The organism is Marinomonas sp. GJ51-14, assembly GCF_055808695.1.
Genome location: NZ_CM147879.1, coordinates 572,148 through 594,804, shown reverse-complemented (window position 1 = coordinate 594,804; position 22,657 = coordinate 572,148). Strand labels below are relative to the sequence as shown.

The 22,657-nt window shown below is 37.9% G+C and carries 23 protein-coding genes and 3 pseudogenes; 13 read left to right on the top strand and 13 right to left on the bottom strand.

Features of this window, described 5'->3' with window-relative positions; translation table 11 throughout:
• Positions 1–17: 17 nt before the first annotated feature.
• From AC0L3Y_RS02905 to AC0L3Y_RS02895, 3 genes are all read left to right on the top strand, one after another.
• A complete protein-coding gene (locus AC0L3Y_RS02905; protein WP_473468533.1) occupies positions 18–782 on the top strand; it encodes a sulfite exporter TauE/SafE family protein in 765 nt (254 codons plus the stop codon).
• Between the two features lie 163 nt (positions 783–945).
• Complete coding sequence (locus tag AC0L3Y_RS02900) at positions 946–1,911, top strand: putative periplasmic lipoprotein (RefSeq protein WP_473468529.1); 966 nt, start codon at positions 946–948, stop codon at positions 1,909–1,911.
• 42 nt (positions 1,912–1,953) lie between these two features.
• A complete protein-coding gene (locus tag AC0L3Y_RS02895) occupies positions 1,954–2,310 on the top strand; it encodes a hypothetical protein (protein WP_473468526.1) in 357 nt (118 codons plus the stop codon).
• Between the two features lie 70 nt (positions 2,311–2,380).
• Here AC0L3Y_RS02895 and AC0L3Y_RS02890 read toward each other — a convergent pair.
• Both AC0L3Y_RS02890 and AC0L3Y_RS02885 read right to left on the bottom strand, forming a co-directional pair.
• Positions 2,381–2,809 (bottom strand): annotated as a pseudogene (locus tag AC0L3Y_RS02890) (methyl-accepting chemotaxis protein); the annotation flags it as partial.
• A gap of 159 nt (positions 2,810–2,968) precedes the next feature.
• A pseudogene (locus tag AC0L3Y_RS02885) lies at positions 2,969–3,487 on the bottom strand (PAS domain-containing protein); the annotation flags it as partial.
• A 441-nt stretch (positions 3,488–3,928) separates the two neighbouring features.
• On the opposite strand from AC0L3Y_RS02885, the gene AC0L3Y_RS02880 reads away from it, so the two are divergent.
• Positions 3,929–4,090, top strand: a complete 162-nt coding sequence (locus AC0L3Y_RS02880; RefSeq protein WP_473468523.1) for an antitoxin Xre/MbcA/ParS toxin-binding domain-containing protein — start codon at positions 3,929–3,931, stop codon at positions 4,088–4,090.
• A gap of 91 nt (positions 4,091–4,181) precedes the next feature.
• Here AC0L3Y_RS02880 and AC0L3Y_RS02875 read toward each other — a convergent pair whose 3' ends face one another.
• Entirely contained in the window at positions 4,182–4,481 is a 300-nt protein-coding gene (locus tag AC0L3Y_RS02875) for a hypothetical protein (protein ID WP_473468521.1), read from the bottom strand.
• Positions 4,482–4,719: 238 nt separating this feature from the next.
• Positions 4,720–5,076 (bottom strand): hypothetical protein, encoded by a 357-nt coding sequence (locus tag AC0L3Y_RS02870; protein WP_473468518.1) that lies wholly within the window; start codon positions 5,074–5,076, stop codon positions 4,720–4,722.
• A 396-nt stretch (positions 5,077–5,472) separates the two neighbouring features.
• Here AC0L3Y_RS02870 and AC0L3Y_RS02865 point away from each other — a divergent pair, with 396 nt between their 5' ends.
• Both AC0L3Y_RS02865 and AC0L3Y_RS02860 read left to right on the top strand, forming a co-directional pair.
• Positions 5,473–6,198 carry a DNA/RNA non-specific endonuclease gene (locus tag AC0L3Y_RS02865; RefSeq protein WP_473468516.1) on the top strand — a complete coding sequence of 242 codons (726 nt, stop codon included), beginning with the start codon at positions 5,473–5,475 and terminating at the stop codon, positions 6,196–6,198.
• Positions 6,199–6,333: 135 nt separating this feature from the next.
• Positions 6,334–6,501, top strand: coding sequence for a hypothetical protein (locus AC0L3Y_RS02860; RefSeq protein ID WP_473468513.1), 168 nt, complete (start codon positions 6,334–6,336; stop codon positions 6,499–6,501).
• Positions 6,502–6,719: 218 nt separating this feature from the next.
• On the opposite strand, the gene cap3 is transcribed toward AC0L3Y_RS02860, so the two are convergent.
• The 4 genes from cap3 to AC0L3Y_RS02840 are packed head-to-tail and all read right to left on the bottom strand — an operon-like array spanning position 6,720 to position 11,316.
• Positions 6,720–7,187, bottom strand: a complete 468-nt coding sequence (cap3, locus tag AC0L3Y_RS02855; protein WP_473468511.1) for a CBASS system CD-NTase/cGAS isopeptidase Cap3 — start codon at positions 7,185–7,187, stop codon at positions 6,720–6,722.
• Entirely contained in the window at positions 7,180–8,943 is a 1,764-nt protein-coding gene (locus AC0L3Y_RS02850; RefSeq protein ID WP_473468507.1) for an E2/UBC family protein, read from the bottom strand. Before AC0L3Y_RS02850 ends, cap3 begins: the two co-directional genes overlap by 8 nt.
• A 2-nt stretch (positions 8,944–8,945) precedes the next feature.
• Entirely contained in the window at positions 8,946–10,247 is a 1,302-nt protein-coding gene (locus tag AC0L3Y_RS02845) for a CBASS cGAMP synthase (RefSeq protein WP_473468505.1), read from the bottom strand.
• 13 nt (positions 10,248–10,260) lie between these two features.
• Complete coding sequence (locus AC0L3Y_RS02840) at positions 10,261–11,316, bottom strand: CBASS cGAMP-activated phospholipase (protein ID WP_473468502.1); 1,056 nt, start codon at positions 11,314–11,316, stop codon at positions 10,261–10,263.
• Positions 11,317–11,643: 327 nt separating this feature from the next.
• Here AC0L3Y_RS02840 and AC0L3Y_RS02835 point away from each other — a divergent pair, with 327 nt between their 5' ends.
• The 7 genes and pseudogenes from AC0L3Y_RS02835 to AC0L3Y_RS02805 all read left to right on the top strand — a co-directional run bounded on the left by AC0L3Y_RS02835 (position 11,644) and on the right by AC0L3Y_RS02805 (position 16,033).
• Positions 11,644–13,362 (top strand): diadenylate cyclase, encoded by a 1,719-nt coding sequence (locus tag AC0L3Y_RS02835; RefSeq protein ID WP_473470578.1) that lies wholly within the window; start codon positions 11,644–11,646, stop codon positions 13,360–13,362.
• A 420-nt stretch (positions 13,363–13,782) separates the two neighbouring features.
• Positions 13,783–14,136, top strand: a pseudogene (locus tag AC0L3Y_RS02830) (Cap15 family cyclic dinucleotide receptor domain-containing protein); the annotation flags it as partial.
• A gap of 2 nt (positions 14,137–14,138) precedes the next feature.
• Positions 14,139–14,345: a Cap15 family cyclic dinucleotide receptor domain-containing protein gene (locus AC0L3Y_RS02825; protein WP_473470577.1), complete on the top strand. Its 207-nt coding sequence runs from the start codon at positions 14,139–14,141 to the stop codon at positions 14,343–14,345.
• Positions 14,342–14,503 carry a hypothetical protein gene (locus AC0L3Y_RS02820; RefSeq protein WP_473468500.1) on the top strand — a complete coding sequence of 54 codons (162 nt, stop codon included), beginning with the start codon at positions 14,342–14,344 and terminating at the stop codon, positions 14,501–14,503. The genes AC0L3Y_RS02825 and AC0L3Y_RS02820 overlap by 4 nt, the downstream gene beginning before the upstream one ends.
• Positions 14,504–14,530: 27 nt before the next feature.
• A complete protein-coding gene (locus AC0L3Y_RS02815) occupies positions 14,531–15,163 on the top strand; it encodes a nucleotidyltransferase family protein (RefSeq protein WP_473468498.1) in 633 nt (210 codons plus the stop codon).
• A 37-nt stretch (positions 15,164–15,200) separates the two neighbouring features.
• Entirely contained in the window at positions 15,201–15,470 is a 270-nt protein-coding gene (locus AC0L3Y_RS02810; protein WP_473468496.1) for a hypothetical protein, read from the top strand.
• A gap of 350 nt (positions 15,471–15,820) precedes the next feature.
• The gene (locus AC0L3Y_RS02805) at positions 15,821–16,033 is read left to right on the top strand and encodes a transposase (protein ID WP_473470576.1); all 213 of its coding nucleotides are present in this window, start codon (positions 15,821–15,823) and stop codon (positions 16,031–16,033) included.
• 54 nt (positions 16,034–16,087) lie between these two features.
• Here the strand turns inward: AC0L3Y_RS02805 and AC0L3Y_RS02800 are convergent, their stop codons facing one another.
• The 5 genes from AC0L3Y_RS02800 to AC0L3Y_RS02780 form a co-directional block, all read right to left on the bottom strand.
• Entirely contained in the window at positions 16,088–17,902 is a 1,815-nt protein-coding gene (locus AC0L3Y_RS02800; protein WP_473468494.1) for a hypothetical protein, read from the bottom strand.
• A gap of 115 nt (positions 17,903–18,017) precedes the next feature.
• Positions 18,018–19,166 carry a TniQ family protein gene (locus AC0L3Y_RS02795; RefSeq protein WP_473468491.1) on the bottom strand — a complete coding sequence of 383 codons (1,149 nt, stop codon included), beginning with the start codon at positions 19,164–19,166 and terminating at the stop codon, positions 18,018–18,020.
• Between the two features lie 2 nt (positions 19,167–19,168).
• On the bottom strand, positions 19,169–20,062 hold the full coding sequence (locus AC0L3Y_RS02790) for a TniB family NTP-binding protein (protein ID WP_473468488.1): 894 nt from the start codon (positions 20,060–20,062) through the stop codon (positions 19,169–19,171).
• 12 nt (positions 20,063–20,074) lie between these two features.
• Positions 20,075–21,967, bottom strand: a complete 1,893-nt coding sequence (locus AC0L3Y_RS02785) for a transposase (RefSeq protein WP_473468485.1) — start codon at positions 21,965–21,967, stop codon at positions 20,075–20,077.
• Positions 21,964–22,623 (bottom strand): TnsA endonuclease N-terminal domain-containing protein, encoded by a 660-nt coding sequence (locus AC0L3Y_RS02780; RefSeq protein WP_473468482.1) that lies wholly within the window; start codon positions 22,621–22,623, stop codon positions 21,964–21,966. The genes AC0L3Y_RS02785 and AC0L3Y_RS02780 overlap by 4 nt, the downstream gene beginning before the upstream one ends.
• Between the last annotated feature and the right edge of the window lie 34 nt (positions 22,624–22,657).

Here is a 22,657-nt window from a genome sequence, read left to right as displayed (position 1 = left end):
AGCATTACGGGTTTAATATGTCCATTGATCTTTATACGTTAGGTTTGTTTTCATTTTTCGGTGGATTAATTGACGCTGCAGTTGGAGGTGGCGGGCTAGTTCTGATGCCTGCCTTACTTCATGCGTTACCAGAATACACAATCACAACTGTATTCGGAACGAATAAAATAGCTGTATGGGCTGGTACATTATCCTCAATATTTCAGTATATGAAACGCGTTAAAATTGTTTGGAAAATCGTTATACCTACCGCTTTATCTGCTTTCTTCTTTTCCTATTTAGGAGCCACATCCGTATCCTTAATTCCCAAGGAAATAATGCAAATAGTGGTATTTTGCCTTCTTGTTACAATGGCCATTTATACGTTTGTAAAAAAGGATCTAGGAAAGACGCATCAGCAGTTAATAGGGAATAAGGCAGAAATAATCAAAGGAATGATTTTCGGTGGGCTGATAGGATTTTATGATGGGTTATTTGGACCAGGTAGCGGTAGTTTTTTAATATTTCTATTTGTTCGAGGGTTTGGTTTTGATTTCCTAAATGCATCGGCCTCAGCAAAACTAATCAATATGGGGACATTTACTGCTGCACTCTTGTTTTTCATCCCCTCTGGAAATGTTCTGTGGTGTGTGGGGCTACTGGTAGCTAGTTGTAACATTCTTGGGGCAATTGTCGGTGTCTTTCTCGCTATTAGATATGGAAGCCGCTTTATCCGAATTGGCTTTTTAGTGCTGTTGGTTTTCTTGATTGGAAGAATGGGGCTTGATATTTTTTATGGATAAAGTCTCGATTTGAAAGGTTAATGATGAACTCGATCAATCTTTGCAAATAAATGGCAGTCTGTGAAAATATATAGTATTTACGTAACTTATCTAGATATGATTATTTCTTTACTAGGTCGCATCTAGATAGGTTTAGTTTATTGAAGGAACAAAAGGAAAGCAAATGAACAAAATATTAGTCATTGCCCTAGGCAGTTTTTTATTAGCAGCATGTAGCACAACTCCAACAGGGCAGGTGGAAGCGTTTGGCATGGCTGCAGAGCAAGTTACATCTGATATCGATATTGTTCTCAGAGAATTTCGGGAAGCAGGTATACAGCAAGAAATTATCGCGCTCTCACATGAGGGAGGTAAGCTGACACTTAGTAGTTTAGAGCCACTAAATAAACAGTTAATTAAAGCCACTAACTATAAAAACAATGCTTTGGTCCGGGCTAATGAAGAATTGAATTTATACGCCAAATCACTAGTTGCGTTAGCTAACTCAGGATCAAGAGAAGAGTATTCTCAGTTGGCCTTGAATTTATCCACTTCAATAACAGGCATGAATGAGCAATACAAAGTTCTAAGTGATAATAGTAAAGATATTATTGATGACCAGTCTGCCAGTAAAATTAGTAGAGTAGTTGGTGAGATAGGGTACTTTTATACTCAAAATAAACGCGCAGAGGCTTTGAGAGAAATAATAGTTAATACCGATGATGCTGTTCAGGAATTAGGAAAAATCATTGATCAGGAGTTTTTGAGGGGACTTATTGAGAGAAAGCTGTATCAGGTGCGTGCTTTTGAATTTGAAGGTATTTTAGCTGACTATAATGCAGGATTGTCTGGAACGACAATAGCGCAACGACAAGTTATTTTAGCTAATATAAAAAATAAATATATTAATTTGCAGGCCTCTACTGCTTCTGTTGAGCAGGCAAGGATATCTGTTAAGTCGGTAATGTCTGCGCATGGAATATTACGTAAAGAACTTGAGAATAATGATTTTAATAGTAAATCAATATTACGTGCAGTGAGTGATATTAAAGAGGTGCATGGCAGCTTTGATGACATCGAAAAATTAGTATTAACATGTAAAACTGAAATTGTAACTGATCGTGCAAAAGGCATGTTCTGCAAACCTTAAAGCCGGCACCATAAATAGTTAAGATATATATTGGAGAAAAATATGACTGACACTACAAGTACTATAGATATGCTGGATGACATTCAAAAGTTAATGAATGAAATCGGTGAGCTATGGCCGCTACTTTCAGAGCAGGACGCTATTGAAGCCGAGCAAAGACGAAAATTACTAGCTAATCGTCGCGCTTTACAAGAAAAGTATGATGAAATTATGGATGGTGCGTTAGATAACGGATCAGAACCATTAAATGCAGTGATTTTAAAGCTTAGAGAGGCTGCGAAACAATCAAAAGACGCTAAAGAGAGCATTGACGCTGTTATGGACACAATTAGAAAAGTTAATTCAGCTATAGATCAGTCATCTAAAGCTTTAGAGTCACTCGGGTCTATTTTAATATAGTACGATTGCTTGCGAAATTAAAATAAGAGGCTTCAAATCCATTGAGGCCTCTTATTAATCGATATCACTCTTAAAGAGAGTTGCCGAATTTACTGACTGCTTCAACAACTTCAGTGGCACCGGCTTTAATTTTAGTCATGACCTTTCCAGATTCGGTCGAAAGCTCTAGTCCTTCATTACTAATAACCATACCTTCGCTAATGAGGCTAACCGCTCTTTTCGTAAGCTCTTTATTCTCAGTGACAACAGAGATAATTTCTTCTGTAGATGATGTAGTGCGAGACGCTAGATTTCTTACTTCATCAGCTACAACTGCAAACCCTCGTCCCTGCTCCCCAGCACGAGCCGCCTCAATGGCTGCATTCAATGCAAGTAAGTTGGTTTGGTCGGCAATACCACTAATATTTGAAACCAAATCTCCAATTTTATCGGATTGTTCATTTAGACGAGTGATTCCTTCACTAGCAGCTTGCATCTGCTCAGTCAGTTCTTTCATTTTCATAATTGTTTGATCAATAACACCACTTCCTATGTTGGCATTGTTTACAGTGTTTTTTGAAATTCCATAGGCAATCTGGGATGTTTCACTGATTGCAATTTCACGGTTAACTAATTCGGTTATAACTGTTGCGAATTTAATTACTTTGTATAAGCGCCCATTTTGGTCATGGACGGGGTTATAAGATGCTTCTAACCAAACACTGCGACCAGAAGCGTCTATTCGCTCAAATCTTGATGAGAAAAATTTTCCTGCTCTCAATTCATCCCAAAAACGTTGATACTCAGGTGACTCTGCTTCTTGTTTAGAACAGAACATTCGATGATGTTGTCCTATTATTGTATCCAATGAATACCCCATAGAGTTGGTGAAGTTTTCATTCGCAGTAATGATCGTTCCATCGAGGTTGAATTCTATTGTCGCTGTAGACCTGTTTAGAGCAGAAATTAGATCCTTCATTTCATTAGAATGTGTAATGGTCCTAGTAAGCTCGGAAGAATATACTTCAAATTGGACGTTATTTGAGCTAGGCTTTGTAATGGGTTGCACAATTGCCCTAAGCCAAACTCTATTCCCACTCTTCGAGTCAACTTTAAGTGCTCCATGCCAATGCGTTTTTTTCGAAATGGCTCCCATCACGCCAGCTATATTCTTTTCGTTAGTTTTAGTCTCTGGCAATATTTTAGATAAAGATTTACCTACAACCTCATTAAGAGAATACTCAGTCGATTTTAAAAAAGGTCGTTTGCATTGGTTATAACACCGTGTTGATCCAATGAAAAATAGAGCATTTCTGATCGCAAATCCGTTTTCACTGACTCGAAACTACTTAACTCTTTCTCTAATTCTAATATGCGAGCGTTTAGCTTTTTTTTACCAAAAAACATATGTTTACCCTACAACCTATAAATAATACTGAGTTTCTGAAAATTAATTTTCATCTAAATATCTATGTACTTTGATTTTACTTGATATTGTTTTTTTTTTGAATTAATTAAACCTAAAAACAGAATATTATATTTAAAAATGAAATTTTTATAGTTAAATCCTAGATCTAAATTTTACTGTGTTCTAGCAGACACCTATGCCACAACCTTAGAGATAGTTAAAGCATCTGAAATGAGGAAAAGGGTTTATCAATTGGGTCTAGAGCTATTTGGTGACGAAGACAAATGGAAATCATGGATTAAAGCACCTGCACTAGCGTTAGGTGGTAAGTTACCAGAGTCGATTATGGTTACTAAAGAAGGAATACATAGAGTAAGTGACCGTTTGGTGTAGATTGGCCACGGTGTTGTGGTTTTAATGGTTGGTGTAGCTATCTTATAAGCTGTACTCAATTATACGTCAGGATTTTTTGCTTATAATGAACTTAGGTCTGATCTGTATTAACTAGGCCCTGATCTATCAAGACTGTTAGTGTCGCCGTCGCTTGATTGATAGCTGTCTGTCGTTTATTGAAAGCATCAAACTCTGCTGCCTTATCCTCATACCGAGCAATGACATTACTTAAGGCTTCAATAATGATCAGGTTTTCGTCATAGTGTTCTAACAAGTCTTCTAAAAGTATAAGGGCTTGTTGGTGCTCACCAGTGCTCGATATGCCATTCAGAATAGGCAACTGGGTTACTATCGCTTTGGTCATTTGCGTTATTTCATTTGTAACTAACATTATATTTCTCTATGGTTGCTAGGATTAATTGAAGTAGCTTTAGTAGAGGCCAAACAGGTCCTTATTTATGAACTACATTTCATTTTTTGTTAAGTGAGATTATTTAATTTTTAATTTAATAATAGCTTTCTTAATCAAGGTTAAATCGCCCAATATTTTCAATGATATTTTTTCGGTCTGTCATGAAGTCAGGGTCTGATTTTACTTGGAACGGTTGATTCCACTTCCTGTGCGTTTTTTAAGATCCTTTATGAGATCGAACAATAAAAGGGAGTTTTAATTCATTGAGTTGATCTATTAGTGCTTCAGCGAGCTCGTTATCAACATTTAGAAACATTTCATCAGCATGAGCCGTATGAGAATTTAGCCCTTCAAGTAGCTCAGCCTCACTTAGTCGATTGTCATTTACTTGACTATTTACCCGCTTAATCATAATTCTGCTTCCTAAGGCACAGACCTCGACATGTGACCAGCCATTTTTAGTAGCCATATCACGAATCACACCAATCAATTCTGCTTGAGTCTTTAGATTTAGAGCTTCCTCGTCGCTCGCAGCCACCACTTCAAATATGTTTGAAAATTTTATTGAGGTCATAACGTACTACCTAAAATATCATCGATTGCCAGTTTGTAGTATAGCTGAGGACTGTCTGGAATGCTGGTAGCAGCCGAAAGTGGACTTCTGGCTTGTAAGCCCAGTTATTTGTACTTATATTAAAAGCTTGGTTCTGTTGGAAGCTTGTTTCAACGTAGTCTGCTATGTCAAAAATACATGAAATGTGTCAACACAAGAAATGATTAGTAAGAAGTAAAGCGGTGTGGTTTTTGATGCCCATAGCAAAAAATTTCCAATTATATGAAAAAATATAATTGTATATAATTGGAATATTAGAAAAGTATTCTCTCAGTTTTTTAGCAATTCACACAGGCAACTAATGTCTAGAAAACTTTGGGAAGCCCACAACCCCTTGGTGGCATTGGAGACGGAAGAATGAACTATCTTTTTAAAATATCTATGCTCATAGTAACTCTTGGTTTTACCTCTTACTCTTGGGCATTCCAGTGTGGAAGTCATACTAGCTTTGGTGTGCCGTCTTCGGCTGATCAGTTGTTATGTAGGCAAGGATACGCTTTAGGTTACAGTTATGAGCATCGTGGCCCTGCGTGGGTTCAGTATTTAGTATCAAAAGAAAGTGTTGAAGCCAGTTGTTCTTCCCAACCCAACTTTCGCAATGATCCAGACATTCCGGAAGAATATCAATCAACTAGTCATGATTATACTAACTCTGGATATGATCGAGGGCATATGGCTCCTAGAGCAACCGTTGACTTTAACTGCTCCTCAGAAACGGAAAGTGTTTTGTACTCCAATGCCTCTCCTCAAGACCCAGGACTTAACCAAGTTGGTTGGAAAAAGCTAGAGGAGAACGTTAGGAGTTGGGCGGAGCAGAGACAAAATCTCTTCATTATAACCGGTGCTATATTTCATGGTAATAAACGTATTCGAGATCGAGTGTCAGTCCCAAGCCACTACTACAAAATCATCTACGATCCTGCCCGAAAGGAGTCTATTTCCTTTCTTTTCCCCAATGAGCCATTAGCAACGTATGACCTTGATAGAGGGATCGTAACTCTTTCTGAGATCAGCGACTTAAGCAGCCAGAGCCTAAGTCTCATGTTTGATGTACGTAAAGAGTATAGGGAGCTAAATTTTTAGTATACCCAACAATAGATTGGTGTGCTTGCCTCCTATGAACTGTTTTAGTCTAAGAGGTTGAACGGCGCTCTCAGATCTTCTAGTCTACAATTTAAACAGTTAATATGATCTTTCAAACCGTTCAAGGAGGAACAAATGGAACAACTCAAACGATTGCTCACAGATTTGGAGCGTATTTCATTTCAAGATATATCCGAAGTACCAAAAGAAAGGCAGCACGAAGTTGCTGAGCAGATAGAACAACTGCAAGAGAGCCTTTCAACACTAAGTCAATTTAAGGAAAATACTGTCAAAGCTCTCTAGTGCAGAGTTGGGGTGGCTATGTTTTTATGGTAGAAAAGTATAAAAACATAGTCTAACTTTTAGTAACTGCAGGGGGAGGAATATCTGCAATCTCTCTTTGATGGTAAATGACAATTATCCTCAATTCTGTGTAGAGTTGAGGATAATTTAGCTTAGGACTCTGTGGGAAATAGGATCGAGTTTATCAAACTATAAGCATGGGTAACTTCCAATGTATTTCAAGTTTCGATTAGTTTCATAGTACATATATTGCCTTTGGCTTTTTTCGCTAGCCAAATGCTTTCTCTTCCTATAATTATGACAATCATAGGTAGAATTACAGGTAGGTGATTATGCCATGTATTTTTATCGATTATTGAAGGCTTTGGATGGTCTTCGGGGTGTGTATGCCACTCACCTAGATATTGCATTTTTCCTGAGGAATGAGAATAAGCGTCGTTTATCTTTTTTTGATGATGCTTTCCAAGCCTATCAAAAGAATATCTACTACGTTTATCGCCAATTCCTGGTTCTGAGATATCCCAAATAACAATGTGTTGTCCTCTTCGTTCTCCGATTAATACGCCACCCGCTTCGCTGCTCTCTCTTTTTAGCTGTTTATAAATGTAAAATCGGCGTAGTGCACTTGGCATGATAACAACCAAATTTTCATGTTCATCTCCAAATACCATTTCAACATTATTCATGGCAAATGGTGCAGTTTATGTGAGGGGGTAATAACCTCGATTTACGTGAGCGGCTACCATCAAACATGTGTTCGTTATAAGTCCAAGGAAAAGTTTTTTCTAATGAATGTAATACTGCTTCTTGAATCAAAGCGGCTGTAACAATGCTTACAGATGCATCGTAAGGAGTATAAGAGCTGCCGCAGCTAATGAACCTTTCAGCTTGTTGTTCTAAGCTCTGAAATCTGAGGTCCAAATTATTTTTATAAAGGGATGGTGTTGATAGTAAACAGCCATAGCAGCTATTTCCTTCGTCTATAAGAACTTTACTAGCTCGTCCATTTCCATCATTGAAGCCATGTATCAAGAGCGGCCTTTCATTTTTTTCGATTTTTCTAACGACTGCTGCTAAGCGCTTTGATATAGGGGGGCGACCAGTAGCGTCAATGATGATGTCATATCTGCTTAATATATTTGGTTCCACTGGAAAGTTAAAGGCGAACCCATGAATGTTCTTCTTAATGTGCGTGGATGAGTTAAGTGACGCAGCAACAGCCGATGCTTTATTAGAACCAATGCTCGCAGTTGTTAGGCAATGACGTCCAAAGTTATGGGCTCCAAAACTATCGCCATCAAACAGATGAAAACATCCGCCTTCACAACCAGCACCTGATCGAAGTAGCAATTCTGCTGTATAACCACCAATTGTACCGCACCCTATGAGGGCAATTCTTTTCTTGTTCAAATTACCAGATCGTGATTTCGGCATATTTCTATGGAGAATAGTGTCTTTATCAGCTTTTGTGATTTTGAATCTTTCGAAGCTTCTTGTTGCAGCCTTGCTAGATAAAGCGAATAGGAGACGCCTTTGATTAGGAAGATTTTTATGAGACTTTAGTGATAATGCACCCAAGTTTAATTCAACTAATACTCCAATAATATCCTGATTTTCAATGTCCAATAAAAGCATATGCTTCTTAGTGTTTGGTTTACTTGATAAGTATTTTAATATACGTCTACAGCCATAAGGATCAACACTACTGAGCCAGTCAAAAAGTTGCTTTAATCCTTCCGGTGGCCATGATTTAGCTTCTAATGAAGTTGGAGTTATCTTGAAGTAAGCAGAAGCCACATAATAACTTTCTTCTGTTATTTCAAGGTTTCTTTGGATTGTCCATAAAGCAACTCCATCTTTTTCTATGTCAGAGTAAATTATCCATTCGCGATCTGGAGATGATAGATCTTGTTTATTTTTTAACTCCATTGAATGGCAAGATAACTTTGAAAATACCTTCTGAGGTGGAGGTGCTGTCAGTAAATACGCTTCCTTTTCATATACCCAGTATGATGCAAACTCACCTTCCATTTCAGGGTCTCTAGTCGAAAGACCATCTGTCAAAGATTGTATCGAATTGGTTAAGGTTCTCATAATTTGGCGATCTACATCGTTGTATGTCGCACTTAGATTATTGGGGTTCCAATCTCCTTCCATTTGTTCTACATAACAGAGATACCAACCGAAATTTACATGAGGCATAAGAACACCCTTGTACTCTTCAGGGAGCTCTATGATGTATGCAGTAGGGAGCTTTATATGAGGGTCATTTTGAATGCTTAAAGCTATTCTAAAAACCTTACCAGAGGGGTTATAGTCTTTAACATAGAATCCTTTTGACTTATCGTACTTACAAAGTGGGGATTTTTGTGGAATATACCGAGCTAAGGTGTAACGAAAACCACAGCTCAGCAATATCTGATGTATGTTATCTTTTGACAAAATTAGCCACTCGTAAATGTTGAGCTGATTGCTTGAGGTTTTGCTGATACGCTTGGTTCATCTTTAAAAGCAGGCGCTGCAGGCTTGGTAACGATAAGTTCGTGGTTTGATACTCGGTGGCCAAATGCTTCGTTAATTTTATGTAGAGAGGCAGATCTAGTCGGTGCTATTTCAGACTCAATTAAAATAGACTCTAACTCGCTCATTCTGTTAACAATTTCTTTCTGCGTTAAGTCTTGCTCAGAAAATGGAGGAAATAATGGTTTTTCGTCAGTATCGTCTGGGCTTTCTACACCAGCATTGAACGTTTCTGGTAATTTATTGGCAATCAATTTCATTGTTTCGCCAAAATTTGTCTCATCATGTGCATGTGTATCTAAAATTTTAACTGTTGCAGCCATTAGAGATATTGAGGAAGGACCACCGCCATTCCGCCACTGAGCATCCCGCCAAGACTTCATGAATCTGCATGATTTTTTTAAATGGCTACCAATACGTTTACTGCTTTGATTGAACCAATCTTCAACTATTTTAGGATCACTATTGGTCCATTTATTTTTATCGTCCCTTAATGCCAAATTAACGCACTCAGGATCAACTGCGTAATTGGAATATGACTCTAGCATTAAGTCTGATGAGTCGTAGACTTGTCTATTGAAGGCTTTTAGAACAGCCTCTTCTTTTTCTATAAACTGTTCTTCCGGAATTGCGTACATAGGAACATCGATGTGCATATTAGCTTCTGGGATTTTTATTCTCGCGCATGTTCTTTTAGCTTCAAATTCCCACCCACTATGTTCAGCAACTAATGATTTAAGAGAGGAATCGACAAGTAGCAATAGTAATTCATGGGCTATAACAGGCTTATTTTCAAATAAAGCCATAGGTAAATAAACACCATCATCAATATCAATTTCTTGTGGAGGTGAATTATATGGGAGATTGAGAGTGTCATATTGAAAACTACCTTGAGTCCAAAATCTAGGTTTCAGCTTTAAAAAATCAGTGGTTACATTACGATCCATGTTGTTTAGCAAGGTCAAAATGGTGTTTTGTTCGTTAGATGTTAAATATTTAATGGATGTATGAGAAATGTTTTCCTTCAATATAGAAAAAGACATAGAGTCATAAGATGCGGTGTTGTTTTTTGCAAGGTCCTGTATTTCTTTAAACACTGAGGTTATTCGGTGACGAACTGTTTTTCGAAGCTCTTTCAATTCTTCTTTTTTAGGCTCACTTAGCTTCAATTTACTTATTAGGCCTTCGCTTCTATTACTATAGTAACCATGTAAATCCCAAAGCATAATTGTTTTTCCTTTAATTAGATTTTTTCATGAATTGAGCTGCAGGCTTATCAAAAAAAGACTGTAGGCGTTGATTTGTAGTGAATTCATTTGTAGCTAGCTGTTTACCTCTGCTTGATAGGTTTCTAAGGCTACTTTCGCTTGCATTATCTATTGTAATATCTGAAGCTGCTTCATTAGGAATAGTATCATCTAGGTACACATAGTTATCTACTGCATTGTGAGTTCTAAGCTCACGTATGAGCATTGCTTTATGTAGTAACTGGTTTGCTGTCATGGTGGTTAAAACAAGCCGCTCTCCAGCTCCCCATAACCCCAAGTAGCCTTTCTTAAACCAGTTTTGACTACTAATTGCAGCAGGACTAATAGTGTATTCTTCTCCTAATGTTCCTATATTTAATATTTTAATGTCAGCAACTTTAGCTTGTTCAAAATCACTTTTCATATCTTGAAGAACTTCATGGAGACCAATAAAAGAAGGGTTGTTTGCTACTAACCCACCATCAGCAAAGTAAGAATCAATGTCAGGACAGTAATGAGGTGAGAAGTAAGTAGGGGCAGCAGAAGTCGCCATAGCCGCATCAATTAGTTTTAAACGGCCATCTCTGTTAAAATCTGGGTTATGAGGGGTTTTGAAAAATTGAGGTTTGCCTGTAGATAGGTTGACGGCTGGGATCATTACACGACGCTTTAAATTATTAAATGACATTTCAGGGTCTATCATGCTTATGACGGCATCATATAAAGGTTTGCTATCATATTTTGGCATAAAAATAGACCGCACCGTATTAACGAATTTCCATCGCCTTGGGAATATGTCTGGCGCTTTACTTCTAAATACAGACTCTAGCTCTCTTGCGCTTTTACCGGAGGCTAGCCCTAAAGCCAAGATACCTCCAATAGATGTCCCCGTGATAAGGTCAAAATAATCACCAGCTTTAACTTCCTTGAGACCAGTTTTTTCTTCCAATATACGTTCTATTTCAGCGAGTACACTGATGGTAAAAAGTCCTCTTGCTCCTCCGCCATTCAAGCTTAAAATTCTGATCGATTCATGACTATCAGGCATGTATTACTCCATTTTAAAGGTCAAGATTTACTATTTATATGGATGTTTTTTTAACCTTTCAACAAAAATAGGCGGAAATGTTTAAAAAAATAGTCAAATATGTTCTTTTAATTGTTTCTACACCGTATCTAAGGAAGATATTTTTGAATTGTTTCACAAGTGTATTCGAGAGTGTAAGTGCATCATGTTATTTGAATAACTACGTAGTTTTCTGACAATTATCTGGCTATAGAGTAATTTCTGAAGAGGATGCAGCAAATTATTACCTCAGAATTCGGTAGTTAAACTGGAGGAATATAGGTGTCTAGTAAAGGTATTTATCTTTTTATGTGGGGCTATCAATCACATTATAGAGTACACCTCCGAGAATTGACGCGGAAGGTACTTGAGAGCTTGGGTGCACCAGCTGATGCGGAAGTTTTACTGGTTGGCGCACGATGTCCTGATAGTAATGATACACATCCAATATGCGTGGAGCCAGAAGATGGAAAATGGCAGCTATCATTATTCGAGGGTCTACTGAATTCTATAGAGTCGAATTATCAAAATCATGAGTTACAAAATATGTTTTATGGTGATGATGCGAGCATGCGCGACAAACCAGAATGGATACGTCGTGATTCAGTCCGAATGTCAGTTAAGAGTGCTCTTGAAATATTTGATGAAGAGAATGATGTCACCTCTTTCTGCGGAGGTGCTAGGCGATTAGCTGATTATTATGTTACGCCTGTCATACAGATTCCCAATACAACATTATTACAGTTCCCTCCATTACGCCCTAAACCTAATGGTAATAGGCATCAAGTATATGGTTCTCGTAGTTTGATACATTCAGCGATTAACTCGGTTCTTCATGAGGCTACCGAAGAGTTGCAGAAACCAGAACCAGGTCGATCTACCTATTCTAGAATGAGGAATGAGCAAGAGATTGTTCGGATTGCAGCGAAAAATTTTTTATGCACACCAGGACTAGTCATTGAGAAACATCCTGTAGGTGACAGGCTTTTTGATGACTTAAACCTCGTTTCTTCACTCATGTATGAGGGCACTAAAGGTATAGGCATGTTAATTCTTGTTGATCCAGACAGTGATGTAGTCGAGTTCTTAGTTAGGTTTGTTAAGCCAATTCCTTTTAGTGAACCTAGATGGGTTCGAAAAGTATTACAAATGGCAACTACTGGTGTAGGAATCATTGCAACAACCACGTACATATATGGACTTGGACAATTTAAAGAATGTCGCGATCCCAGTGAACAAGATGCGTTTACTGTTGCATTTATTGATCACTACCATTGGGAGTTACGTAGCGGTGAACAGGTACTGCTTCGTAGTTACTATGCGGTACCTAAATTGCCACAGGAGCCTTTTGATAAAGCTGCTTTTCTCGCAAATTATGTAAGGTTGTTTCCAAGTACAACGAAAGAGAATGGATTGAACCTGTTTAGTCTGCTGATAGCTCAGTCTCGTCAAGAGCATGGCAGTATGATTGTCATTGCAGAAGATGCTGTGGAAGAGACTAGTAGGCTTAGCAAACAAGGCACGAATATACAGCCAACCCCGCTTACTAAATCTCTACTCCAGAGTGTAAGTGGCATTGATGGAACAATATTACTTGATCCATTAGGCTTTTGTCATGCTATAGGGATTATTCTTGATGGTGAAGCCACCGACCAATGTACTCCTTCAAGGGGATCTCGATTCAATTCAGCTATTCGATATGTAAAGTCGAGTGGCCCTCGAAGGCTTGCGATTGTCGTGTCGGATGATCGAACTGTCGATATTATTCCTCGTATTAGGAGTTTGGTGAGCAAATCAAAAATTGAGAGATATGTCATATTATTTGAAACGTCAACCTTTGATAACTATCATGATTATCTAAAATGGTTAGAAGGCCACCGTTTCTATATCAATGCAGAACAATGTCTCCGAATTAATGGAACGTTAGATCGTCTAGATGCTGCTCCAAAAGATGTAGGTCTTCTATATTTTGAAACGGAACGATTTGAAGTTCATCCAGAGATGGAGGATAGTTATTTAACTGACTAGTTTTTAATGGTAGTTGTAGTGGTCAAGTAAAACTGGTTGATTGCAGAGGTGCCAAGTAAGGTACGGGAATGTAAGAAGCCCCCGTATAAACAAACGACCCATTCAGCTTAGTGTTCCAGTCCTTTCATAAATCAATTTATTACACTTCGAATGTCATTCCCCGTTTTGGCATATAAACCAAAGCAGTTATGAATGGTAGTTTGAATGTAGCACATAGAAATGCCCCCACATAACCATTGAACTAGACTTTTTAGGCCCTACTTTTGATATGTCAATGAGTTGAAATAAATACCACATATCGTGTTTTTTGTTCTATTGTTCTATTGTTTTATTGTCTGTATATACAGGTTGTTTGAGACGGATATTGGGTTAGTTTGGAGGTGACATTTGCACGATTACGGGGTTTTTGGACACGACAGAGTGAATATTGGTCGTTGGCTCGGTGTTTGCTCGATAGTAGTTGCAGGGGGAATATCTCAATTAGCGTCTTGGGGTGCTTCTCTTTCAGGAGTTGAGGCTTTCTTAAAAGCAACTATCACAACCGGCGCAGCGTATTTTCTATTGCATTGGTTTTTCAATAAATATGCTTGGAAAATACCCTTTTTCAAAATTGCTAATTTGACAGGAGTTTGGGAAGTTCAGGGAAAGACTCTTGATGAAGATGGTTCCACCAAATTCAACTGGAATGCTGAAATTGGGATAGAGCAAAACTGGAAGCAGATGGCTATACACCTTAAAACACCAAACAGTCAAAGTGATAGTTACACTGCTATCCTATCTCAGAGACATGGTCCAACTGGGGGTGGAGACTTACATACAGCTATCATAACGAGCCTGAAGTTGAGGATCTTCATGAACTTAATCCTCATCGTGGCTATTGTGAAATTGAATTTAATAGAGAGTTAACTACTGCAAAAGCGTCGTATTTCAACAGTGCAGGACGACGTACTTTTGGGGCCATGATATTGAGGAAAACAGCATGATTGATTTTAACTCACGACTTAACTCTCTTAAAGCGCGTCGTCAAGGTTCACGAGAGCGTGCCATTCACGAGGCGATGGAGTCATTTTCGGCAAATCAAGCAATTCAAAAAGGCTCTGATGTTAGAGAGCGCGAGTCATATGAAAGACTTAATGAATAAGCTGGTGTTAAATATACTGTTGGCGCCATGGCTGCTGTAGATAAGAAGTACACTACAAAATCTATAACTGAAGGTGAGCGAGTAGCGGACAGCTTAATAAAAAGCCTTAATGCAAGAGGAGAGGATGTAATTAAGCGAATCCAAGGATCTGTCGCACTTGATATTCACATCAAAGGACACTCTGACGTGGATATGCTAATTCTTGTTCGAAATCCAATAAGTATAGAGCTCCCAATTGTCTATCAAGGAGCTTATGTTCTAGCAAAAGACTCTCGACCACTACTAGATATTGTGCGAGATGTACGCAAAAAATCCGAAATCATTCTTCCAGTTAACTTTCCCGCTGTTGATGTTGATTCTAGAAACAATAAGTCAATTTCTATGGAGGGAGGCAGTCTTCAAAGAAAGGTCGATATTGTTCCAGCGGTATGGTTCGACACTATTTCTTATCAAAGAACTCAGCTTGAGTACGACAGAGGGGTAAAGATTTACAATAAAGGTGACCATGAATTCATTCTAAATTACCCTTTTAAACATATTAAGCTGGTGAACGATAAGGACAGTTCCTGCTCTGGAAATTTAAAGTGCGTTATTAGACTTATGAAAAATTTGGTTGCTGATATGCCTGATTACAAGAATCGAGTAGCTATCAAGCTTTGACTTAGCGGCTATTGCATATCATATGAGGGGTGATGCATTGCAAATTCCGAGTTACGCACGATTAGGGTTAGTCGAGCAGCTACGTTTTCATTTATCAATGCTTAGTGCTTCTGAAGCTTATCGCAATACACTTAATGTTCCAGACGGGACAAGGAAAATCTTTGATAATGACGACAAGGTTGAAGCGTTGAAGGTGCTTACAGACGAAGTAGAAGCTCTTGCCCAAGCCATTTTCAGAGAGCTTCGTCCTTTTGCAATTCAGTACGATCCTTCTGAGTTCAAGAAAAAGCATATTGTAGTAGCTTAGTTTGATGATCTCATAAGTGCTTACTTTGCTAATGAAGAGAAAAGATCGATCTGACTTGCAAATAAGCACTTGATTATTGAGTTCTTCAAATAAAGCCTTTTGGATGATTTCTAAGATATCCAGTCTACCTGCATCTGATAGTTTCTCTAGCAGCTTAATAATTTCAGCAGATGTTTTGTCATTACATAAGAAGTAGCTAAGTGGAGCGTCTAGCTCTGTAGTGGTGATTCATTGTTAGTAATTAATATGGTCCAGCTTTAAGTACCTTATTTCAACCATCATTGAAGCGGTTAGCTCGGCCTAAAACACAAGACCCTCAAATGCAGTAGGGGAAACAATGTTTATTCAGCCTGAAAGCAAATATTTTTATCGATGTGAAACGAGGATTGGTTCACAGCATTACGACAAAAGCTGCGAATGTAAACGATCTTAATTCGCCGCCAGAACTCATACATGGAGAAGAGTCATTTGTCTCAGCGGATTCAGGCTATCGGGGCGTGGAAAGACGTAAAGAAACGAACAATAAAAAGCTAGATTTGCAAACAGTTTCTAGATTACATTGATCGTATCGCCTATTACACCTTTTAAGAAACATCGTCTGAGTTTTGCTCCTGTTTTTAAGTTACAATATAACGCCTTAATATTGACCTAAGATTACTCGTTAAATTATTTGCCCATGTAGATAATTCTGTCTCTGAAAGCGTGTCTGACGTGGAAAGATATTCAGGATGAGTTAAGGATGAGTGCGTGTAATTTTGAAAATACTCTTCAGCACTGATTTTAGCAGCCGTGTTTCTCCATTTATGATTAGCTTTAGGCCAGCGATTTTGACGTGCCGTTATTTCTAAGAAAATTTTAAAATCTTTCTCTGGCATGTACTCAAAGCCGTTCTTAAAAATACAGAGCGTACTACGCCCAGTCTCTGATCCTTTCAGCTCCATTTCTGCAAGATATATGAACGCTTCTTCGTTTATAGCAATTTCTACCCAAGCTATTTGTCTTAATCGACTAGTGCCGTCATCATCGACTAACTGCCAAGAGTGTCTTCTATTACGACTATGGAGAAATGTAGTAATAACTTCACCATGTTGTTCTAGTATTGAGTTAGCCGCCGCTCTAGTGACTACTTCCCAATTTCTGTGAGCGTTCTTAGATCTCAGGTGAGAAACCATTTTTATGAAATCAGATAGCTTCCTATCTACATGGTTTATATGAGAATCAAATTCATTTTTTTGGAGTTTATGTTCATCGGAGCCATCGGTGACCATATCTTCGTAAGAGTATAGGTTAGACTCGGTTGTTGAATCGCCTGCATATACAGGGTCGTTTGTTTCATTTGTGAGGTAATGCTTAAAGTTCATATTTGCCATGGCAGAAAAGCGGTTACTGGAATTCAGCATCGCAACATTACCAGGAAGGATGTTAGATGGCTCATCTGTTTCTGATAAATCATATTCATCGTCAAATGGGTTTTCAATTAAATCATTTGCGTCTCCGGCTTCCGGTGTCCATGCTTGAGGATCTTTAGAATACGGGTCAGCAAGAACTTTTGTTTCAAAATCAACTTTTTTATCGCAATGGATTATGTTGGCAGCAAATATAGACCATATAACTTTATCGCCGGCTTCATATTTAAAGGGCTTGCCCGCGATTGTTAAGGTAGATATACCTTTAAATGGGAAGGTGGCTTTCAGTGCTAATGGCTGTAGATTGTTGTCGTCTTTCATCGATGCATTATTGATTTGAACGGACTTGATATAATTGGATGGCATCGAAAACCAATCTTTTCCTTGTTCATCCCAGTTTCCACGATATGCAACGAACTGTTCAAGTCTATTTAGCGGTCTTTTTATTCTTATGTACGGATTTTCCCAAGAAAAATAGTTTTGAGTATCATTTGTTAATACTTTATTTGTAAAACGATCACTTACACCTATGTAGAAGCGATATAGTTCACTGCATGGAACTACTAAAAATTTTGTTAATGGATCATCAAGAACTGGAACAATTGCATAAAATGACTCATTTTCAATGCGCTTTATGTTCTTAAATCGAAGATCAATAGCCATTGGAGGAAGTATTGAGTCAAATGAGGTGCCATCAATAGTTATCCCTTCATTGGGCTTTAATATCCTGATTTTTGATGTGTCGATAACGTACTTTTTTTCAAAAGGAGAAGGCCTATTTATTCTTTTACCATCTTCCCAGCAAGAACCAATTAGAAATTCAGAGAGTCGATTCAGAGGCTCTAGTATCCATGTTTGTTCTCTAGTGAGTTGTCCAAGCTTTAGCGGAGAATGTACACCTTCACTTTTTATCTTAGATAAAGAAATAAAAATTTGTGGAACATATTTTTCACTTAGCTTGATAGAACTGATGCCGTCGACACGCCAAATACCGGTTAGCTTCTTCAATTTCTTTGATTCAAACAATGTACTTCCTCACAAAAAACTATTATCAATTAGCTATGTTTATGAGAGTACTACAGATTTGTCAACCCAAGAACCTCTTGAATTGATTTTTTTAGTTTTTGAAGCAATAACTTAACTATTCGAGTGTTTTCAATTTATCCCGACAAGTTCCGTTATGCATATTGGCAAAAAGAGCAATGGTCTTTGTTGTAGGAACGATTGAGTGTGTCATTAAATAATGTTGGATACTCAATAGTTCATCATCTGTGGCTGTATATACTGTCTTATCGAGATATCTATGGATTACTGTATTTAGCCAATATGGTGGAGATTCTGAAAGATCTTGAAAGGTAGATTGTGAATAGAGAGTGTCGTTAGCTAACTGAATAAGTCTATCGGGCCACTTATCTAAAATCCAAAAGCTAGCTAATAAAATTTTAAGTCTTTCTTCTATAGGTCGTTGGTCAAAACTTACATGTGCACCTGTACTTGAATTAATGTCTATTCCAGTAAACTTCAGGATATTAGCTCTAACTCCGCTATTAAAATAACGCTTTCTTAGTATGGAGCTGATTAAAATCCACAACCCATTAAATTCTTGTAATTCCATTGGTTGCTTTAAGAGTGGCAAGCAAGGCTGACTTAAAGTAAACGCTTTTAGAAATGATAAATATGCACTGATTAAGTCTGTATGCTCAGGAGAAATTTCAGTGTTACAGTTGGTCCATAAGGGGAGTGTACATGAACTGCATAGTCCAAGGTCATTAGCTGGCGTTTCGAACTTTGCTTTTCCAATCCCCATACGCTGATAATCGATGATACTACCACAATGAGGGCAACAGTCTCTTAGTAGGCAATTATGTTTCTCACACATCACGACAAAAGATAGTCTCCAAATGCGCTTATAGTACTTGGTAGGGCTTTCAGAAAAGCATCGTGGACAGTATACGATGCCTTTATTTTTTCTAGTTCTATGATAAATACCTAAAGGTAATATCCAGCGTGAAGAGCTGTTGATAATTACTTTCTCAGTAATGCGACCTTCGAAGCCTGTTAACATTAGGTTTTTAATTTTTTCAGAAGCAAGCCCTGTTTTTTCTTCTAAACTATCAATTAAGCTTGGTACAAAAAGCTTGTCGATATCTCTAATGAAAATGGAAGAATCTAATCCAAGACAGCTCTTGTATAGCGCATGGGTATACAGTCCATTTTCTAATGCTATGCGAGTTACCCAAGATGATAGTAGCTCATCTTCAAATGGTTGAGGGTGCATTGGTAATAGCATCGCTAGATATTCCGGCTAGCTTCTCTAGATCGATCACTTGGAGGCGTATAACCACAACTTGATATAGTGTCAGTAGTTATTTTCTCCTCTCCAGATTTTAAAGCAAACGTAGCAGCTTGATTTAAAAGTAAAGAAAGCTCACCAATACTCCCTTCTGAAGTGGCGTAAATCTTTCGACCAAGTAATCCTGAATGTAAGTTTGAAGGCTCTTTTAAAGGAAGTACTGCCTCGAATGTTCTTAAAAGCTGTCTGTAATCTTGATCAAATTTCCATTTAGGTAAAAGAATTGGCTGGAAGCGGTTTTGTATTTGAGGATCAATACTTATTGCTCTTAATATGTCTTCAGTTCCACATGCTATAAAAGAAATTCGTAGTTCGTTTCCCAGATTTTTAATAGCATTCAAGAAGTGTTGTCGTTTAAGTGTCGATCCAGCCAAAGAATTATGCAATTCATCAATGCAAAGTACTTTCACCCCAATATCTTTGAGTACTTGGATTGTCCTTGTTCTTTTTGCAGAAGTGGAAGCAGAGGGAACCCGTTCATATAAAGAAGATAAAATAGTTGCATACAGATCTGCTTCATTAGGAGATGGTGGTGCTTGAATATACATAACAGGCGCAATAATTCTTCCGCCATCAGCATTAGGATCAGGCAAGTGAGATTGGCAAAACCTTTGAATTAAATCGGTCTTGCCATTATTTGTTCTACCCACAACCATTAAATTTGGCATCCTAGCTATTTTGGGATGACGAAGTAAATCTTCAAATTTTTGTAAGATTTGGTGTGCCTTTGGGTAACCAATCCACCTTGGTGAAGAAATTTCTATTAGACGCTCTTCCGTCGAGAGATTCATTTTTTTAGCGCAACTAGGATGTAAGTGCGGAAAATCATTCATTACATACTCTCGTTAATAAAGTTCGACATCATTGAAAGGCTGTATATCATCAATAAATTCCTCTTCATCGGTAGTCTCTGTAGGCAGTACTTCAACCCTATGAGTGGTTTCTTTATGCTCTACTGCCCAATTATTACGTCTTTCGGCCATGCGGCGTTTTCTTTTTTCAGTAGCTCTTTGCTGCTTGGATAGGCGCGTTTTCTCAATAGCTTGTGCTTCAATCTCTCTCATTCTGTTAATGCCTCGAAAGATGGTTTCTTCATCGATAACATAGGCATCATTTTCTTCTATTAACCTTTTCTTAACGGCTTTTAATTCCCATAAACTAATAGAAGGGCGAGTAGTGTTTAAATACGGAACTGGAATATACCTTTCTGTATCAGGGTCGAAAAAGTAAATAGTACTAATATCTCTAGGGTCTCTAGCGAAAATGAATTTTCTCGTTTTTTTAGAGTCAACTTCATCAACAGCCCCAATCCATTTTCTCAGCGCATCTGAGTAGTAGTGCACATAATCAATTTCAACGCCTTGTCGTTGAATTGTTCTTTCAATGTAAGGTGTAAAATCCAACCGTAACGTCTCTTCATCTTCTATAGGTGCTGGTAAACCAATACCAGGTTTGTCCTTATCTCCAAAAATGCACTCCATATAAAGATTAATAGGGGGGATCTTATTGATTCCTCTATGTGGTCTATGGTGATAGCAGTACACAAGGAATACAGTAAACCAAAGTTCTAGCTCTGAAAGTGTCATTACCGCTTTACCTTCAGAATTGTAATTTAATTTTTCTTTTACATTAGAAAATGTTGTTCCAGGGATAGTATGTGTTTCTTGCATAAATGTACGAAATGCTCTTTCAACATGAGGGCCGTAGTTAGGCTGTCCTTTAGGTCTGAATTCTAAAATTATTCCATGCTGTTGGCAGGCTCGTTTTAACATATTTCCGTGAAACTCTTTTGCATTATCTACGTGTATTTTTTGCATTTTTCCATAAATAGGCCATTCAACTTCAATATCTTGTTTCGCAAGCCAATTGTCTTTTGGCAGTATTGCGTTTCCTATGCACAAGCCTGCTGAAGACGATCCTGGAGGATCGAGAGTCATCTTAAATCCACTGATCATTTTAGTTGCGACATCGATGGCTATAGTTAGGTAAGGGCGGCCTATAGGCAGTCGATGAAGTTCGTCTACAATGACTAAATCTACAGGGGTGTGGTCAATTTGAACGACGGCATTCGGATAATCGGCTCCTGGAAAGCTACCCGTTGTAGGTGTGTATTTTTGTTTAGATGCTTTCGCTCCTAGTCGTCTTTTTAGAGCTTCTTTATCTTCGATGTTTTGTATTCTTGAATATACGGTATTTTGATGAGGTACAGGAAGATCAAGATTTTTGCATTCTGCTTTAATTAAAGTAAATACCTTTGTTATAGATTTTCTTTCTTCTTGAAGATATTCATTTTGAATTAATGCTTCGATTAATTCTTCTACCTCCTTGTCTAATTTTGTCTCTCCGCTATCTGATCTTTTCTGACGAAGCAAAGAAGAAACAAGGCCAGTTTCTTCAAATTGTTTAATCCAACGATAGATTGTTGCAATACCTTTGCTGTGCTTTTTTGCTACCTGTAGAACTTGCTCTGCGTTTTTATGCCGGATGGAAAGAAGGGGTTTAATTATTTCATATCGCTCTAGTGCTTTGTTCCATTCTTTGTCTTCAGCTACTAAATGGGCACTACTGGGTTGGTTCTTATCCGATGGTAAACGTAAAGATACTTCACGAAGTGGCGCTATATCAGTGCTGCCTGATTCTATTAGACGGACAATTAGCTCTTGAAAACCTTTAAATTCAAGAACAATCGCGGCACTTCCTTTCCAATAGATTAATTGTCCTGGTTGGATGGTTTTCATAGTATCTCCTTAACCCAAATTCTATTGTTCATGGTGAGTGGTTGATCTAAATCACAGTCAATCTTTCGGTTCGCAATGAGAGTCCAAATTATAGGAATCATTTTCGCTCTGTTATAAGGTGAGCTGCAGAGAGCGGTGAGTAGTAAATCTGGGTCAGCTTCCTGTAAGTCTCTCAGTACTGACAGGATATGAGTTTCCATTTCTGTTTCGATAACAGTGTTTTTATATGGCCAAAGGAATTTAGCATTGTTTAAAAATGGCGTTCTAATTTCTATTTCAGTAAACACTTTGAATGTCCACCCACGCGAGGTAGCGAACCGCTTAGCTGCTCTGAATTTCGGGAGCAACTCTTTCCATAAGTTTTTAAGGTCTTCTCGATATTTAATTTCATACAAAATTGGCCTGATGTAACAATCATGCTGGAAGTGCAGTAAACCATCTGGAGTATAGGATCTTGATTCTTGTTTACTATTTTCATACTGGATAGTAATTGGCTGAGGAATAATTTTTTCAAAGTTAGACTCAAATCGCAGTCTTTCCATGAAATCACGCTCTAGAGTTGATTCATAAGAGCCAATATCTGGTACGACTCCAGAAACACTTCTATTGGTGATACCTATCTTTCGTGCTTCAGACGTGTAAAAAGGCTTGCTCATTATTAAATACCTGTAGAATTTGATTTATATTATC

Bases quoted from the DNA above. Each gene is read 5' to 3' on its own strand.
- AC0L3Y_RS02795 (WP_473468491.1), bottom strand. From the start codon at position 19,166: ATGCTATTACCAATGCACCCTCAACCATTTGAAGATGAGCTACTATCA.
- AC0L3Y_RS02840 (WP_473468502.1), bottom strand. From the start codon at position 11,316: ATGCCTGATAGTCATGAATCGATCAGAATTTTAAGCTTGAATGGCGGA.
- AC0L3Y_RS02860 (WP_473468513.1), top strand. From the start codon at position 6,334: ATGGAACAACTCAAACGATTGCTCACAGATTTGGAGCGTATTTCATTT.
- AC0L3Y_RS02875 (WP_473468521.1), bottom strand. From the start codon at position 4,481: ATGTTAGTTACAAATGAAATAACGCAAATGACCAAAGCGATAGTAACC.
- AC0L3Y_RS02900 (WP_473468529.1), top strand. From the start codon at position 946: ATGAACAAAATATTAGTCATTGCCCTAGGCAGTTTTTTATTAGCAGCA.
- AC0L3Y_RS02865 (WP_473468516.1), top strand. From the start codon at position 5,473: ATGAACTATCTTTTTAAAATATCTATGCTCATAGTAACTCTTGGTTTT.
- AC0L3Y_RS02845 (WP_473468505.1), bottom strand. From the start codon at position 10,247: ATGCTTTGGGATTTACATGGTTACTATAGTAATAGAAGCGAAGGCCTA.
- AC0L3Y_RS02870 (WP_473468518.1), bottom strand. From the start codon at position 5,076: ATGACCTCAATAAAATTTTCAAACATATTTGAAGTGGTGGCTGCGAGC.
- AC0L3Y_RS02835 (WP_473470578.1), top strand. From the start codon at position 11,644: ATGTGGGGCTATCAATCACATTATAGAGTACACCTCCGAGAATTGACG.
- AC0L3Y_RS02895 (WP_473468526.1), top strand. From the start codon at position 1,954: ATGACTGACACTACAAGTACTATAGATATGCTGGATGACATTCAAAAG.
- AC0L3Y_RS02905 (WP_473468533.1), top strand. From the start codon at position 18: ATGTCCATTGATCTTTATACGTTAGGTTTGTTTTCATTTTTCGGTGGA.
- cap3 (WP_473468511.1), bottom strand. From the start codon at position 7,187: ATGAATAATGTTGAAATGGTATTTGGAGATGAACATGAAAATTTGGTT.
- AC0L3Y_RS02880 (WP_473468523.1), top strand. From the start codon at position 3,929: ATGAGGAAAAGGGTTTATCAATTGGGTCTAGAGCTATTTGGTGACGAA.
- AC0L3Y_RS02785 (WP_473468485.1), bottom strand. From the start codon at position 21,967: ATGAAAACCATCCAACCAGGACAATTAATCTATTGGAAAGGAAGTGCC.
- AC0L3Y_RS02780 (WP_473468482.1), bottom strand. From the start codon at position 22,623: ATGAGCAAGCCTTTTTACACGTCTGAAGCACGAAAGATAGGTATCACC.
- AC0L3Y_RS02790 (WP_473468488.1), bottom strand. From the start codon at position 20,062: ATGAATGATTTTCCGCACTTACATCCTAGTTGCGCTAAAAAAATGAAT.
- AC0L3Y_RS02815 (WP_473468498.1), top strand. From the start codon at position 14,531: ATGGCTGCTGTAGATAAGAAGTACACTACAAAATCTATAACTGAAGGT.
- AC0L3Y_RS02820 (WP_473468500.1), top strand. From the start codon at position 14,342: ATGATTGATTTTAACTCACGACTTAACTCTCTTAAAGCGCGTCGTCAA.